The following is a 15743-nucleotide window of genomic DNA, read 5'->3' on the forward strand; positions in this document are numbered from 1 at the left end:
TACTTTTTCATCGACCGGCAAACACAAGCTCGACCAGTTTAATTTTATTCCGCAAGCCTGGCATCTGGGGACTGTTTTTTGGACTGCATCGATATGATTTTAGGTATAGAATGGCCATTTTCAAATAATAGTGGATAGCCCCTATTTGTATAGATATGTTTATATATAATAACTGCAATGTATATGTGTTGAAAAATAAAGAGACGTATAATAATCTGTTGTTAAAAACCATTTTTTGTTTTTAATCAAAGAACTCTATACAATCTTATTTTTAAACTCTTAACTAACAACAAAAAAGGTGAAACAAAAATGGCTTTTAATGACAGAAATAACTTCAGTGGTAACAATTTCGGCGCTCCCAAAGAAATGCACAAGGCAACCTGCTCAGACTGCGGTGTTGAAACCGAAGTGCCTTTCAAACCTGACCCCGAAAGACCTGTTTACTGTAGAGAGTGTCTTCCTAACCACAGGACACCCAGAGATAACAGCAGATACTAAGTGTTGTTTGTGTAATTAAGTTTACACAACACTTTTTTTTCTACTTTTTTTAAACACACTATAAATCTGAATATACCTTTTTTCTTAACCCGTGATCTTTTTTAGCTTGAGAACCCGAGTTCCACTTCCCAAGTTCCGCTTCGGGATCACAGGAAATCGAAGATTTCCTGGGAGTTGCGATGCAATCGCAACAGCACGGTGTCCGTTTCGCTTCACTCAAGAGGACTGAGTATTTTTTAAAATCTGAAAAATCGATAAACGGCTGGCGTGTAAAGTTGAGAAGCAGCAGAAAAAAGGCCAGAGAAAGTTTGAACTTCCTCTATTTATTCCCCGCCGGCCTTCCTCCACAGAAAAGCAAAAGAAAAGAGAAGAACTGTCTCCCTCGGCGGAAAAGTGGGAAAAAAATGAAATGGGAAAAACATAAAAAGAGTCTGAAATCAAACATCCTTTTTTCCATGTTCGGACATATATTGTTCGATAGCCATTTTTGAACTATGCCATGTTTTTCCAATTTTCACCGCGTCCAGAAACCCCTGCCTTGCCCGCAGGCTGAGATATTCCTGAGAATAGGGAGTTTCTCCGGTAAGTTCTTTGAGGGGGCGCAGTTCATCAAGGCCTCCTGATATGGAAAGATAGATAGTCAGGCTTTCATCCACGGCTTTTGCGATGAAATTGGCAAAATGACTCAGGTTTCCGGAATCTGCGGCTCTCAGGGCCCTGTAGTATTTTATTCTGTCTTCTTTCTTGAGCACTATGGACGGATAATTTTTCGAAATCAAATACAGGTTTGTGAGGAGCCGGGCAACCCTGCCGTTCCCGTCGATGAAAGGATGAATTTCAACAAAGCTGTGATGTAGAAATGAAGCGGTTTCAATGGGATGTCTTTTGTCTTCAGCCATATTTTCAATCAGTTTATCCATTAACTGTAAGATATTTGACCAATCAGGCGGGGCCTTTACAGCACCGGTTATCCTCACATTTTTTGTTCGGTATCTCCCGGCATCCTCAAGTATACCCCTGGTTACGATTTCATGAATCTCCTGAATTGTAACATGGTTTATCGCCTTTTTTTTCTTTGCGAGTTCTTCTATCCGGTCGAAAGCTTTTGCGTTATTACTTGCTTCAAGGTGCTCCCGAACCGATTTTCCTCCTATAGTCAGGCCCTCTTCCAAAATGAGTTTTGTTTCCGAGAGTGTGAGAGTGTTCCCCTCTATCGCATTGGAGTGGTAGGTATGCACCAACCTCATCTCTTCATGCAATCTTCCCAGGGCATCCGCTGAAAGGGGACGCATGGCGTGGAGCCGCTTCATTTTTTTATCTATACGTGCAAGAAGTTCTTTCTGAACCAGGTTAGTATCGGTATCGGCCATAATTCAACGTATCCGATATTGACCCCACGGCATATATCGGTATCGGCCATAATTCAACGTATCCGATATTATGAATTTATTCACTCCCCGAGTTCCACTTCTCGAGTTCCACTTTTCGAGTTCCACTTCCCAAGTTCCGCTTCGGGATCACAGGAAATCGAAGATTTCCTGGGAGTTGCGATGCAATCGCAACAGCACGAGGTCCGTTTCGCTTCACTCAAGAGGACTGAGTATTTTTTAAAATCTGAAAAATCGATAAACGGCTGGCGTGTAAAGTTGAGAAGCAGCAGAAAAAAGGCCAGAGAAAGTTTGAACTGCCTCTATTTATTCCCCGCCGGCCTTCATCAAAAGAAAAGCAAAAGAAAAGAGATCAGGCCTGGCCCCCTCTACAGGAAGCGAAAGAAAAAAGCAGGCCGGGAAAATTTGAAAAAACACAATTATGTTTAAATATCCTTGAAGACCAAAGATGGATTAAAATGAAAGTACGTGAAGTTATAAAAATATTAGAAGCTGATGGCTGGTATCTTGTTGCTACGAAAGGCAGCCATCAGCAATACAAGCATCCAGACAAACCAGGCAGGGTAACATCGCTGCTCATTCTGGACACGATCTTGCACCGGGGACATTGAATAGCATATTAAAGATGGAGAAATAAAGATGTATCGTTTCCTTGTTGTAATCGAGAAAGTAAACAACAACTATTCAGCCTATTCACCTGATTTACCGGGTTGTGTGGCCACTGGCACCACCCGAAATGAGGTGGAGAAAAACATTTATGAAGCTATTGAAATGCATGTACAGGGATTACCGGAGGATAATTTACCTGTTCCTGAATCATTTGCAGAGTACGTGGCAATTTCTGGAGAATCCTCTACAACATCCAAAGCAGCATAAACCGTAAACAAACTTCACCACATATTTTTTACAATGGCCGAAAGCAGGGATTTCCAGCTTCAGGCAACTTAGTTTTTTTGCATTCCTGGATTCCTCTACAGAAAACAGGAAAAGAGGCCGGAAGGCAGTGAAAGAAAATACCCGGCCGATGGCTGGTGAAATATATTTTGTAACGGAGCGAGTCACGGCAACTTTAATAATTTTCTAATTGAGTAAAGAAATCCTTCATTCGATTTCCAGAACCCATTTCCAGAGAGGAATGTAGCTGATTCCGGCTTCTTCTTTTACCAAGTTTTTCGTGAGCAAAATAAGCCTCGATATTTTTTCTCCGAAATGCTCTTTGAAATCCAGAAGAGCCCTTATTTCTCCGGCCCTTACTTGATCGGTATAGGTGCAGTTTATTCCTGTGAGTGTGCCGTCCCTGTGCTTTATAACAAAATCCACTTCACCTTTTTCTTTCCAGTAAAAAAATTCCACTTTGCGTCGCTTTAATTCCACAAAAACAAGGTTTTCAGCCAGCCTGCCCTCATCAGCAGAGAAAGTGAACGCCACCGAATTCCGAAGTCCGTTATCGATGCAGTAGATTTTCCGGGGCATTTTGATTGAGATCGAATTTTTCACAGAATATGAAAAGAAGTTAAGCTGGTAGATGAGATAAGCCTGTTCCAGATAGAGCAGGTACTCTTTTAGGCTGTTGACGGAAAGCCCCGTGGCCGTTGAAATCTTTGAATAACTCAGAAGTGTAGAGACGTTTGAAAGTGAATAATTTGTAAGCTCGATCAGTTTTGCGCTTTCCCGGATCTTTTTGCCTGCCACGATGTCCCTGAGCAGGATACTGTTGAAGTATTCGCCGAGCCGCATGTGGTTAATATCCTCATCTTTTTCCAGGACAACCTCGGGAAAGCCCCCCTTGAAGAGGTATTTGTTGAAGTGGTGCAGAACCTCGTTACTCTGAACATCTGCGTCTTTTAGCTCGAAACCCGCAAATTCCAGATACTCTTTGAACGAAAGGGGAAAAACGTGTTGCGTGATCATCCTCCCTGTCAGGAGGGTTGCGAGCCTGTCCGAGAGCATGGTGCTGTTCGAACCCGTGAGCACGAACTTGATTTCTTCCCCATAAAGGTCGTAAAACTTCTTGATCCACCGTTCCCAACCTTCGATGTTCTGGATTTCGTCCAAAAAAAGGTATTTTCTCCCCTTCGGCAGATGCAGCTCGATATATTCGTTAAAAAGGCGATCAAGTAGCCTTACTCCTTTTTCCTCGAAAGGCTCGTCCAGGTTGAAATAGAGGATATTTTCAGGCTTTACCCCTCTCCCAATCAGCCTGTCGATTGCCTGATACATAGCAGTCGATTTCCCGCACCTCCTGACCCCCGTTATGCAAACGACCTCCCTTATGTCCAGAAGTTTCAGGATTTTTTCAAGGGTCTCAGGCCTGAAAATCCTTTTTTTGGAGGCCGGGACCTGGCCCTCTGTCCACCAGGGATTCCACATCTTCATGAGCTGCTTCATGAGTAAGTGTTTGCTTTGAGACTATTTATATCTTTCATTATAATGATGGTTTTTGTGATAGATATACTAATTGTAATGATGATAATAGTGATTTTTACTATTATTACAATGAGAACTATTTAAATAAAAATTAGTTTTCAGGAACCGGTTTCAGTATTATTTGAGAGATACAATGAAAAAGTCTTTTTGAGTTTGTAAGTATCGGTATAGGTAATATTTTGAGCAATCCGATAATGGATTTGATTCGCAGGCCTGGTTCTCTCAATAAAGAACTCGAAAAGAGGCCGGAAGACAGCGAAAGAAAAGCGAGATATTTAACCCGGCCCAATGCTGTTTAAATATAGTTATTCTGTCATCAGCCTGCTTCACTACCCGAGTTTCGCTTCGGGATTGCCGTAATTATAGATATAGTTATATATTTTAAGTGCAATGTATGTGTGTTGAAAATAAAGAGACGTATAATCTGTTGTTAAAAACCAATTTTTGTTTTTACAAAGAATTCTATACAATCTTATTTCTAAACAATTAACTAACAACTAAAACTAAGGTGAAACAATAATGGCTTTTAATGATAGAAATAACTTAAGTGGTAACAATTTCGGCGCTCCCAAAGAAATGCACAAGGCAACCTGTTCAGACTGCGGTGTTGAAACCGAAGTGCCTTTCAAACCTGACCCCGAAAGACCTGTTTACTGTAGAGAGTGTCTTCCTAACCACAGGACACCCAGAGATAACAGCAGATACTAAGTATCATTTGTGTAATTGAGTTTACACAACACTTTTTTTCCACTTTTTTTAAATACACTATAAAACTGGAATATACTTTACATTTCGACCCCCCTTTCAAAAATAAGGTGATTTTTGAAGCAACTGTGCATATTTAGTGAATCTAATGTGGACACAAGCTCAAAAAACTCGATGATTTTGGCTGAATCCCATAATTCTCCAAAAATTCCTTGCGAAATTCACAAAAAATACCACGAAGTTAGCCTGTTTTTCAGTGATATGTCATGGAAGTTTGAATTATTAATTAGGAAATAGGGCAAAATGAACAATAAACTGTATGAATAAAAAAATTAAGTAGCTTTTTTTGGTGGGGGTCGAAATGTATGATATACCTTTTTTCTTAACCCGTGATCTTTTTCAGCTTGAGAGCCCGAGTTGCACTTCCCGAGTTCCGTTTCGGGATCACAGGAAATCGAAGATTTCCTGGGAGTTGCACTGCAAGTGCAACAGCACGGTGTCCGTTTCGCTTTGCTCAAGCGGACTGAGAATTTTTTAGAATATGAGAAATCGATAAACGGCCGGCGTGTAAAGTTGAAAAACAGCAGGAGAAAGAACAGAGCAGGTTTGAGCTTCTTCTGTTCTCCGTTTATTTCCGCGGGCCTTCATCCAAAGGAAAAACTCCAGCCGAAAGCTAGCGGGAAAGGTAGTTCACTCATCCGAACCCATAACCTATATATAAACACAGCGTAAAAGCAAATAATTAATATTTCAGGAAGGAGTCTTACCATGCTTATTCAATACATCCATGCAGCACTTGAAAAAGCCACATATGAAATAATCGATGACGAGGAACCGTTCTATGGGGAAGTGCCAGAACTGGAAGGAGTATGGGCTACCGGAAAAACCCTGGAAGAATGCCGCAGAAACCTGGAAGAAGTTATCGATGAGTGGATAATTATCCGGTTGAGAAATGGACTTCCTCTACCTCGGGTAGGAGATCACATGATCAAAGAACCGGGAGATATTGCTGTTGTCTAAATTGGTACCCGTCGATTGGCGGACCCTCGTAAAAAGGTTGCGGGATCTGGGGTTTGAAGGGCCGCATTCAGGTGGGAAGCACCCATTTATGATAAAAGGAGATCTGGTTCTTACAATTCCCAATCCACATAAGGAAATAATCGGGGTCGATCTACTGAAAAGGATTCTTAAACAGGCCAGAATTTCAAGGGAAGAATGGCTTGGTGAACAAAATTCCTGAAAAATTCTCTTTTATAAACCCCAAATTTCAAGATAAATATATTATTTCAGTCGCCGGATCACTTCACTTTTCCCCCGAAACCTTTTGTAAAATCTGAGAAATCGAAAAACGGCCGGCGTGTAAAGTTGAGAAGCAGTAGGAAAAAGGCCAGAGCATGTTCGAGTTCCCTCTATTTATTCTCCGCCGGCCTGAATCCAATGAAAAGCGAAATAATCAATCCGGCCAATAATGCCTAAATATATTTTGTCCGTCGTTGGCTTACTTCACTTTCCCCGTGAACCTTTACACATTGAAAAGCAGCATTTGACAGGCTCTGTTCCTTCGGTGGATAACTGGAAAAAAACAGAAAATGGGTGAGTGAAAAGCCAGAAAAAGAGGCCGGAAGGCGGCGAAACAAAAACGAGATATTTAATCCGGCCCAATGCTCCCCAAATATATTTTTTCTGTCGTCGGCCCGCTTCACTCTCCCCATGAACCTTTTTTCTGTATTCGAAAAATTGAAAAACGGCCGGCGTGTAAAGTTGAGAAGCAGTAGAAGAAAGGCCAGAGCAGGTTCGAGTTTCCTCGATCGATTTCCCGATGAATTGGTTTTTGATTGCATCGATATGAAAGTTATGTCTAGAAAGAGTTCTCTTATTTGAGAGAGTGTACCACCATAACAATAGATATATTTATATATTTTAACTGCAATGTAGGGGTGTTGAAAAATACAGAGACGTATAATCTGTTGTTAAAAACTAATTTTTGTTTTTACCAAAGAGTTCTATACAATCTTATTTCCAAACAATTAACTAACAACTAAAACCAAGGTGAAACAAAAATGGCTTTTAATGACAGAAATAACTCCAGTGGTAACAATTTCGGCGCTCCCAAAGAAATGCACAAAGCAACCTGCTCTGATTGCGGTGTTGAAACCGAAGTGCCTTTCAAACCTGACCCCGAAAGACCTGTTTACTGTAGAGAGTGTCTTCCTAACCACAGGACACCCAGAGATAACAGCAGATACTAAGTGTTATTTGTGTAATTGAGTTTACACAACACTTTTTTTCACTTTTTTTAAATACTATAAAACTGGAACATACCTTTTTTTTAATCCGTGATCTTTTTCAGCTTGAGAACCCAAGTTTCACTTCCCGAGTTTCACTTCCCGAGTTGCACTTCCCGAGTTGCACTTCCCGAGTTCCGCTTCGGGAGCACGGTGTCCGTTTCGCTGCGCTCAAGCGGACTGAGAATTTTTTAAAATATGAGAAATCGAAAAAAGGCCGGCGTGTAAAGTTGAGAAGCAGAAGAAGAAAGGCCAGAGCAAGTTCGAGATTCCTCTATTTATTCTCCGCAGACCTTCAGCGAAAGAAAAGCGAAAGAAAAAGGCAGGCCTGGAACCTTCTCGAAAAAGAACTGGAAAGAACAAAATCCCGAAACCACGGAACACACGGAACACACGGAAGAAACGTAGCCGGGAGATGTGAAAAGCCAGCGAAAGAGGCCGGAAGGCAGCGAAAGAAAAGTCCGAGAATTAATCCGGCCCAAGGCTCCCAAAATATATTTATTCCGTCGTCGGCTCACTTCACTTTCCCCCAAAGCCTTTTGTAAAATCTGAGAAATCGATAAACGGCCGGCGTGTAAAGTTGAGAAGCAGCAGGAGAAAAGCTAGAGCAGTTTTGAGCTTCCTCTATTTATTCCCCGCGGACCTTCAGCAGAAGAAAAGCCAGATATTTAATCCGGCCCAAGGCTGCCTAAATATATTTTTTTTTTGTCGTCGTTCCACTGCATGTGAAATGAAAGTTATTCCCCTCGATTCAATATGATCAGACTTTTGATCGTTTTATATAAAATATATATTTATATTTCAAATCAATACATTAAAAGGGGGCGTTTTTCATTTCAATTGGACCCACAAGATAGACCCATAATGTGGGAAGCCTGGAATGATTATGGTTTGATGCAATAAAACATCAGCTTGTTCCCTTATTTGTTCTCTTACTTAAGAGTGGATTAGGAATATTGGAGGAAATCACACATGAAAGTTCTGGCAATAAACTCCAGTCCCAAAATGGATAAAAGCAACACGGCTCTGATATTGAACCCCTTTCTTGAAGGGATGGAAGAGGCCGGGGCAGAGGTAGAACTCTTCTATACAAGGAAACTTAATATCAATCCCTGCACAGGGGAGTTTAACTGCTGGCTGAAGACCCCAGGTAAATGTTACCAGAATGATGATATGAACATCCTGTATCCCAAAATCGATGAGGCTGATGTTATTGTCTTTGCCACGCCGGTTTATGTGGATGGGGTCACAGGTCCTATGAAAAACCTGATTGACAGGATGCTTCCCAGATTAGAACCCTTTTTTGAGATGCGCGACGACCACTGCCGCCATCCCGTGTGCGGGGGACCAAAGGCACTAAAATTTGTGCTGGTTTCTAACTGCGGTTTTTGGGAAATGGATAATTTTGATCCCATGCTTGTATATATGAAAGCCTTTTGCAAGAATGCATCCGCCGAATTTGCAGGAGCCCTTCTGCGCCCTCACGGTGAAGCTATGCCTACAATGCTGGAGATGGGGAAGCCGATAGGCGATATTTTCGAGGCAGCAAAAGAGGCAGGTCATCAGCTCGCAAAGGGACAGAAGATGTCTCAGGAAACCCTTGACATAGTCAGTCGTGAACTTATGCCAAGGGAAATGTACGTGCAGATTGTAAACCAGTACTTTCAGCAGTGTCTGAGAACACCGGTGAAACAATAAATGTAGCTCAGATCATTCTTTATTTTATCATTTTTGCTTACTGAGGGCTGGATATACTAAAATGGATGCTCACCTGATCGTATCTCTGATCTTACTGTTTTTTCAATTGCCGAGTTCAGCTTCCCGAGTTCCGCTACCTGAGTTCCACTTCCCGAGTTCCGCTACCTGAGTTCCGCTTCGGGAGCACGGGGTCCGTTTCGCTTCGCTCAAGCGGACTGAGAATTTTTTAAAATATGAGAAATCGATAAACGGCCGGCGTGTAAAGTTGAGAAGCGGCAGAAGAAAGGACAGAGCAGGTTTGGGATTTCTCTGTTTATTTCCCGCCGGCATTCCTCCACAAAAAAGTGAATGAAAAAAGCAGTATGGGAAAAGTGAAAGTCAAGAAAAGAGGCTGGCAAGCGAATTTGAAACATTCTCACCCATAGGAATTTAAGCAAAAAGCCTTATAACCGGTACTATGAGGTTCAAAATAATCCTTGAAGAGGATGAAGAAGTAGGGGGGTTTATTGCCAGCTGCCCCGGCTTATCTGGTTGTTTTTCGCAGGGGGATACGGTAGAAGAAGCTGTTGAAAATATTAAAGAAGCAATTCAGGCCTGTCTGGAATCCCTCGCAAAAGATGAACTTCATGAATGCTTGGGGAAATCCTCCTGCAGAGTGGTTGATGTTGTTGCTTAAATGTCCGGGCTTCCTGTAATCTCCGGGATGAAGGCGATTAAAGCCTTTTCTAAAGCAGGCTGGATCCCTCACCGGCAGGTGGACAGCCATGTGGTCCTGAGAAAAGAAGGCTCGAAAGTTACGTTGACTGTCCCGAAGCATAAGGAACTGAAACCGGGCCTTTTGAGAAATTTGATAAAAGCTTCAGGACTTACGATAGAAGAATTCGAAGCCCTTTTGAAGTAAGGTTTTTGTGGACCTGGCCACTCTCCCGGATGAAACCTCATTCCCGAAGGAATGCACATCTTTTAGCTCTTTTTAAATATGTTCCTGATTATCAGATCAATTGGAATATATTATCCCAGTAAGCGGCCCGCTTCACTTTACCCCAAAATCCTTTTTTAAAATATGAGATATCGATAAACGGCCGGCGTGTAAAGTTGAGAGGTAGCAGTTGACAGGCCCGATCATTTTGCGTTTCCTCGATCTATTTCCTGCGGGATTGGTTTTTGACTGCATCGATATGAAAGTTATGTCTAGAAAGAGTTATCTGATTTGAGAGAGTGTACTACCATAATTATAGATACATTTATATATTTTAAGTGCAATGTATGTGTGTTGAAAATAAAGAGACGTATAATCTGTTGTTAAAAACCAATTTTTGTTTTTACAAAGAATTCTATACAATCTTATTTCTAACAATTAACTAACAACTAAAACTAAGGTGAAACAAAAATGGCTTTTAATGACAGAAATAACTTCAGTGGTAACAATTTCGGCGCTCCCAAAGAAATGCACAAAGCAACCTGCTCTGATTGCGGTGTTGAAACCGAAGTGCCTTTCAAACCTGACCCCGAAAGACCAGTTTACTGTAGAGAGTGTCTTCCTAACCACAGGACACCCAGAGATAACAGCAGATACTAAATATCATTTGTGTAATTGAGTTTACACAACACTTTTTTTTCTACTTTTTTTAAATACACTATAAAACTGGAATATACCTTTTTTTTAATCCGTGATCTTTTTCAGCTTGAGAACCTGAGTTGCACTTCCCGAGTTGCACTTCCCGAGTTGCACTTCCCGAGTTCCGCTTCGGGAGCACGAGGTCCGTTTCGCTTCGCTCAAGCGGACTGAGTATTTTTTAAAATCCGAGAAATCGATAAACGGCCGGCGTGTAAAGTTGAGAGGTAGCAGTTGACAGGCCCAATCATTTTTGCGTTTCCTCGATCTATTTCCTGCGGGATTGGTTTTTGACTGCATCGATATGAAAGCTATGTCTAGAAAGAGTTCTCTATTTGAGAGAGTGTATCACCGTAATTATAGATACATTTATATATTTTAGGTGCAATGTATGTGTGTTGAAAATAAAGAGACGTATAATCTGTTGTTAAAAACCAATTTTTGTTTTTACAAAGAATTCTATACAATCTTATTCTAAACAATTAACTAACAACTAAAACTAAGGTGAAACAAAAATGGCTTTTAATGACAGAAATAACTTCAGTGGTAACAATTTCGGTGCTCCCAAAGAAATGCACAAGGCAACCTGTTCAGACTGCGGTGTTGAAACCGAAGTGCCTTTCAAACCTGATCCCGAAAGACCAGTTTACTGTAGAGAGTGTCTTCCTAACCACAGGACACCCAGAGATAACAGCAGATACTAAGTGTTATTTGTGTAATTGAGTTTACACAACACTTTTTTTCCACTTTTTTTAAATACACTATAAAACTGGAATATACCTTTTTTCTTAACCCGTGATCTTTTTCAGCTTGAGAACCCGAGTTCCACTTCCCGAGTTGCACTTTCCGAGTTGCACTTCCCGAGTTCCACTTTCCGAGTTGCACTTCCCGAGTTCCGCTTCGGGAGCACGGGGTCCGTTTCACTTCGCTCAAGCGGACTGAGAATTTTTTCTGTGTTCGAAAAATCGAAAAAAGGCCGGCGGGAAAAGCTGAAAAGCAGCAGAAAAAAGGCCAAAGCAAGTTCTTGCTTCCTCTGTTTATTTCCCGCCGGCATTCATCACGAAAAAACCAGAGAAATGCCCCGGCTGATAGCTGATAAAATATATTTCTCCGGTGGCCGGGCCGCTTCCCTCTTCCCCGTGAACCATTTGTCGGGATTCTATATTTAAAAAGGCCGGCGGGAAAAGCTGAAAAGCAGCAGAAAAAAGGCCAAAGCAAGTTCTTGCTTCCTCTGTTTATTTCCCGCCGGCATTCACCAAAAGAAAAGACAGAGAAAAGCTCAGGCCTGGCAACCTTTCGGTAGAGAAATGAAAAAAGCAGAAATCCCAAATGCAAGACTTTATTCAGTTACTCGAGTTTATAATTTCGCTTTCCTTGCTAAAAAAGTAGAACTTTCTCCGAGATGAATTCTAAATTCGCCTTCCAGCACATCTTTTTCCTTTATCCTGACCCAACCACCACCCGATTCAGGAGTGCCCTCTTCCATTCCTTCCCAGGTAAATTCAAACTTTTTGCCTTCAACATAATCAACAATCCTGCCGTCTATCTCCCCATAAACCAAACAAAATTGAAAACGCCCCAAGTTGTCTGGCTTTATCTCAATATAAGCCTGAACTTCCGTATTGAAAAATTCTTCATCCCATTGTTCCATTTGATAAATATGCCATGTTCCTGTGAAGTCCATACTTTTGATATTCCGTTTTTGTATAAGAAATATCGCTATATAGTATCATGAATTTGGACCTTTTGGAGACAACAGAAAAAGGCCGGCGGGAAAAGCTGAAAAGCGGCAGAAAAAAGGCCGCGGGAACCTCAGCAGAGAAGCGAGAGAAAAGAGCAGAAATCAAGAAACCACGGAACACACGGAACACACGGAAGAAACGTAGACGGGAGAAGTGAAAAGCAAAAGAAAACAGGCTGAAAGAATACAAAAAAAAGCTCCGGCCGATAGCTGACAAAATATATTATTTAGGTGGCCGGACCACTTCCCTCTCCCCGTGAACCTTTTGCCTGAAGTCTATTTTAAAAAGGCCGGCGGGAAAAGCTGAAAAGCAGCACCAAAAAGACCAAAGCAGGTTCTTGCTTCCTCTGTTTATTTCCCGCCGGCATTCCCCACGAAAAAGCCAGAAAAAAGCTCAGGCCGATGGCTGATAAAATATATTTATTCAGTTGCCGGGCCACTTCTCCCTTCCCCCGAAACCTTTTGTTTGAATTCTAAAAGTAAAAAGGCCAGCGGGAAAAGCTGAAAAGCGGCAGAAAAAAGGCCGCGGGAACCTCAGCAGAGAAGTGAAAAAAAAGAGCAGAAATCAAGAAACCACGGAACACACGGAACACACGGAAAAAACGTAGACGGCAGAAGTGAAAAGCCAAGGACAGAGGCCTGAAGAAAGCCAGAGAAAAGCTCAGGCCGATAGCTTAAAAAATATATTTTACCGGTGGCTGGGCCGCTTCCCCTTCCCCCGTGAACCTTTTTTAAAATCTGAAAAATCGATAAACGGCCGGCGTGTAAAGTTGGGAAGCAGCAGCAGAAAGGCCAGAGCAGGTTCGAGTTTCTTCTGTTTATTCCCCGCCGGCCTGAATCCAAGGAAAAGCCAAAAAAGAGGCCGGAAGACAGCCAAAGAAAAGTGAGATATTTAATCCGGCCCAATGCTCCTTAAATATATTTTTTCAGTCGTCGGCCCGCTTCACTTTCCCCCGAATCCTTTTGTAAAAAAAGAGAGATCGAAAACTGAGTGGCGTGTATAGTTGAGAAGGAGTACATTTCATGATTCTATAATTTTTTCCACACCTGAAATGAATATTTTGAAACTATTCGAGGTGTTATTTTCTAAATCTAGATGAGGTGATATTTTTTTTGCACCGCCGATTTTTTGATAAGTACCACAAAGTTTTTTCAATTCATCGCAAGCATTGGTAAGATCATCCGGATTTCTGAATTTTTTTTTATTCTGCATTCTGGCAATGTTTCTAATACCCATTCCCAATTCAACGGCATTCAAATCCCCTAAAAACCATGATTCAAGTTCGTTGCATACTATGCGTACTAAAGAATCGGATCGGCCTGCATCAGAGCATAGTCGTACTAAATTCTTTTTAAAACTGATGCAATCTCCTCCATCTTTATCACGAAGAACAATAAATTTATACTCTATACCTTCGCAATTATTCCAGGCTCTGAGTTTCTTTGGGATCGATTTTTCAAGATCTTGTTTCCCTTCATGGGGGATTATCTGAAATGTCACATCATCAGGGAGAAATTTTGGAAGGATGTGGCTTAGACATACTTCCATTGATGCCTCCTCAGTCATAAAAACGAGATGTTTCACTTCAAATTTACCCCCTTGAATAGTTTTTGTTTCCACAAATAGCCTGGTTTGTCGCCTTCATTGATCAAGCTTACAAGTTCAGGGTAATCGCTTCCTCGATGAACCACTGAAAATCCATTATTTTTCTCCAGCCAATATACCTCGTCAATATTCACTCCATTAAGGAAGTCTGGAGAGTGAGTTGTGACAAATATCTGGCCCCCTCTTTCTCCATAACTTCTAAACTCTTCTGCGAGTTCTAACATTAATTCAGGATAAAGCTGATTTTCAGGTTCTTCTACACATAATAGTTTATGGGGTTTTGGGTCATAGAGTAAAACCAGATAAGCAAACATTTTAATTGTTCCGTCCGAAACATAACGTGCAATAAAAGGATCTTTGAATGATCCGTCTTGAAATCTTAATATTACTCTTCCATCTTCTGTTACTATTGCATCCACTTTTTCAATTCCTGGTACACGGGAAGACATCTTTTCCCGGATTTCATCGAAAATATCCCTGTGATTTTCGTAGATATATTTGGTTACAATTGGGAGATTTTCTCCTTGTACAGAAAGATGTTCTGCATAGCCGTCATCCAGTATCTGTCTTGCTGCATTTATATGAAAATCAGAAACATGCCAATCTTCTATCATTTTCCTAAATGCATTTACTGCTTTAAATCTTTGGAATTGTCCAAGTCCTTTAATTGCAAGAATATCAGGAGAATCCAATTTTTGAAAATCTCTATTCATTTCCTTAAAGCTTTTGCCTTCGTAATCTTCTTCATCTATGATAGCAAAACCTTCTCCCTTTTTAAAATCAAGGAAATGCCATGGCTGTCCGCTACTTCCCCTTCTGAACTTTAATATTTCACGCTCTACAATAGGGTGATTATTTTCTTGAGAAATTGATACACTATATGTTGCTAATTTCCCTGAAGGTTCGCGGAATTTTATTTCAATTAAGATTGGGCCTTCTGAATCTCTACTTACAACTTCTTTGAATCCTCCCCTACGCGTTAAAGCGATATTTACATTATGGGTTAAGGAATCTTTAAGAAAGCCAAAAACATCGAAAAAGGATGATTTTCCTGATCCATTGGCACCTACAATGACGCACATTTCTCCAAGGTTTTTAAATTCAGTATCTTTAAAAATTTTGAAATTTTTTATGTTTATCTGTTCTATTTTCATTATATCTTTCTTCATCACATTCACCCTTTTCATAAAATTATAGATGATAAATGTAAATGTAAATGTTGCAATTCCTCTATGATTTATAGTTGAGTTACTGTTTTCCTAATATTAACCACTTAACACTCATAAAATTTAAAGTCATATCTATTTTACTGTTAAAGTCAGGTTCCAGCAAACATCGGAAAACCATAACATTTAAAATAGTTTAACTTCCCGAATTCCACCTACCCGAGTTCCGCTTCGGGAGCACGGTGTCCGTTTCGCTTCGCTCAAGCGGACTGAGAATTTTTTAAAATCTGAGAAATCGATAAACGGCCGGCGTGTAAAGTTGAGAAGCGGCAGCAAAAAAGCCAGAGCAGGTTCGAGTTTCTTCTGTTTATTTCCCGCCGGCCTGAATTCGAAGAAAAGCCAGGAAAAGAGGCCGGAAGGCAGCGAAAGAAAAGCGAGAGATTTAATCCGGCCCAATGCCCCCAAAATATATTTATTCCGTCGTCGGCTCGCTTCACTTTCCCCGAGAACCTTTTGCTGTATTCGAAAGATCGATAAACGGCCGGCGTGTAAAGTTGAGAAGCAGCAGCGGAAAGGCCGGAGCAAGTTCGAACTTCCTCTGTTTATTCCCCGCG

General features: G+C 41.1%; 17 protein-coding genes. 12 read left to right on the forward strand and 5 right to left on the reverse strand.

The genetic code is table 11. From position 1 onward, the window contains the following. Positions 1–309 precede the first annotated feature (309 nt). Positions 310–498 (forward strand): CxxC-x17-CxxC domain-containing protein, encoded by a 189-nt coding sequence (locus ACZ5QV_RS15645; protein ID WP_464600668.1) that lies wholly within the window; start codon positions 310–312, stop codon positions 496–498. A gap of 437 nt (positions 499–935) precedes the next feature. Here the strand turns inward: ACZ5QV_RS15645 and ACZ5QV_RS15650 are convergent, their stop codons facing one another. Then, positions 936–1868 (reverse strand): Fic family protein, encoded by a 933-nt coding sequence (locus ACZ5QV_RS15650; protein WP_464600669.1) that lies wholly within the window; start codon positions 1866–1868, stop codon positions 936–938. Between the two features lie 476 nt (positions 1869–2344). Here ACZ5QV_RS15650 and ACZ5QV_RS15655 point away from each other — a divergent pair, with 476 nt between their 5' ends. Together ACZ5QV_RS15655 and ACZ5QV_RS15660 are read left to right on the forward strand one after the other, a co-directional pair. Continuing rightward, positions 2345–2497: a type II toxin-antitoxin system HicA family toxin gene (locus tag ACZ5QV_RS15655; protein WP_464600670.1), complete on the forward strand. Its 153-nt coding sequence runs from the start codon at positions 2345–2347 to the stop codon at positions 2495–2497. A gap of 28 nt (positions 2498–2525) precedes the next feature. Continuing rightward, positions 2526–2762: a type II toxin-antitoxin system HicB family antitoxin gene (locus tag ACZ5QV_RS15660; RefSeq protein WP_464600671.1), complete on the forward strand. Its 237-nt coding sequence runs from the start codon at positions 2526–2528 to the stop codon at positions 2760–2762. A gap of 225 nt (positions 2763–2987) precedes the next feature. Here ACZ5QV_RS15660 and ACZ5QV_RS15665 read toward each other — a convergent pair whose 3' ends face one another. After that, positions 2988–4274 carry an ATP-binding protein gene (locus tag ACZ5QV_RS15665; RefSeq protein WP_464600672.1) on the reverse strand — a complete coding sequence of 429 codons (1287 nt, stop codon included), beginning with the start codon at positions 4272–4274 and terminating at the stop codon, positions 2988–2990. A gap of 558 nt (positions 4275–4832) precedes the next feature. Here ACZ5QV_RS15665 and ACZ5QV_RS15670 point away from each other — a divergent pair. The 9 genes from ACZ5QV_RS15670 to ACZ5QV_RS15710 all read left to right on the forward strand — a co-directional run bounded on the left by ACZ5QV_RS15670 (position 4833) and on the right by ACZ5QV_RS15710 (position 11320). Then, positions 4833–5021 carry a CxxC-x17-CxxC domain-containing protein gene (locus tag ACZ5QV_RS15670; RefSeq protein WP_464600673.1) on the forward strand — a complete coding sequence of 63 codons (189 nt, stop codon included), beginning with the start codon at positions 4833–4835 and terminating at the stop codon, positions 5019–5021. Positions 5022–5786: 765 nt separating this feature from the next. Beyond that, positions 5787–6038, forward strand: coding sequence for a type II toxin-antitoxin system HicB family antitoxin (locus ACZ5QV_RS15675; RefSeq protein WP_464600674.1), 252 nt, complete (start codon positions 5787–5789; stop codon positions 6036–6038). A gap of 1 nt (position 6039) precedes the next feature. Beyond that, entirely contained in the window at positions 6040–6258 is a 219-nt protein-coding gene (locus ACZ5QV_RS15680) for a type II toxin-antitoxin system HicA family toxin (protein WP_464602125.1), read from the forward strand. Positions 6259–7078: 820 nt separating this feature from the next. Beyond that, positions 7079–7267: a CxxC-x17-CxxC domain-containing protein gene (locus tag ACZ5QV_RS15685; RefSeq protein ID WP_464600675.1), complete on the forward strand. Its 189-nt coding sequence runs from the start codon at positions 7079–7081 to the stop codon at positions 7265–7267. 1008 nt (positions 7268–8275) lie between these two features. Beyond that, positions 8276–9001, forward strand: coding sequence for a flavodoxin family protein (locus tag ACZ5QV_RS15690; protein WP_464600676.1), 726 nt, complete (start codon positions 8276–8278; stop codon positions 8999–9001). A gap of 457 nt (positions 9002–9458) precedes the next feature. Beyond that, the gene (locus ACZ5QV_RS15695; protein WP_464600677.1) at positions 9459–9677 is read left to right on the forward strand and encodes a type II toxin-antitoxin system HicB family antitoxin; all 219 of its coding nucleotides are present in this window, start codon (positions 9459–9461) and stop codon (positions 9675–9677) included. Continuing rightward, on the forward strand, positions 9678–9902 hold the full coding sequence (locus tag ACZ5QV_RS15700) for a type II toxin-antitoxin system HicA family toxin (protein WP_464600678.1): 225 nt from the start codon (positions 9678–9680) through the stop codon (positions 9900–9902). A gap of 489 nt (positions 9903–10391) precedes the next feature. Continuing rightward, positions 10392–10580, forward strand: coding sequence for a CxxC-x17-CxxC domain-containing protein (locus tag ACZ5QV_RS15705; protein ID WP_464600668.1), 189 nt, complete (start codon positions 10392–10394; stop codon positions 10578–10580). Positions 10581–11131: 551 nt separating this feature from the next. After that, complete coding sequence (locus ACZ5QV_RS15710; protein WP_464600668.1) at positions 11132–11320, forward strand: CxxC-x17-CxxC domain-containing protein; 189 nt, start codon at positions 11132–11134, stop codon at positions 11318–11320. A gap of 653 nt (positions 11321–11973) precedes the next feature. On the opposite strand, the gene ACZ5QV_RS15715 is transcribed toward ACZ5QV_RS15710, so the two are convergent. From ACZ5QV_RS15715 to ACZ5QV_RS15725, 3 genes are all read right to left on the reverse strand, one after another. Beyond that, entirely contained in the window at positions 11974–12300 is a 327-nt protein-coding gene (locus ACZ5QV_RS15715; RefSeq protein ID WP_464600679.1) for a hypothetical protein, read from the reverse strand. Between the two features lie 1078 nt (positions 12301–13378). Further along, positions 13379–13942 carry a DUF4276 family protein gene (locus ACZ5QV_RS15720; RefSeq protein ID WP_464600680.1) on the reverse strand — a complete coding sequence of 188 codons (564 nt, stop codon included), beginning with the start codon at positions 13940–13942 and terminating at the stop codon, positions 13379–13381. Then, positions 13939–15132 carry an AAA family ATPase gene (locus ACZ5QV_RS15725; protein WP_464600681.1) on the reverse strand — a complete coding sequence of 398 codons (1194 nt, stop codon included), beginning with the start codon at positions 15130–15132 and terminating at the stop codon, positions 13939–13941. Before ACZ5QV_RS15725 ends, ACZ5QV_RS15720 begins: the two co-directional genes overlap by 4 nt. Positions 15133–15743 lie beyond the last annotated feature (611 nt).

The organism is Methanosarcina baltica, from assembly GCF_055394095.1.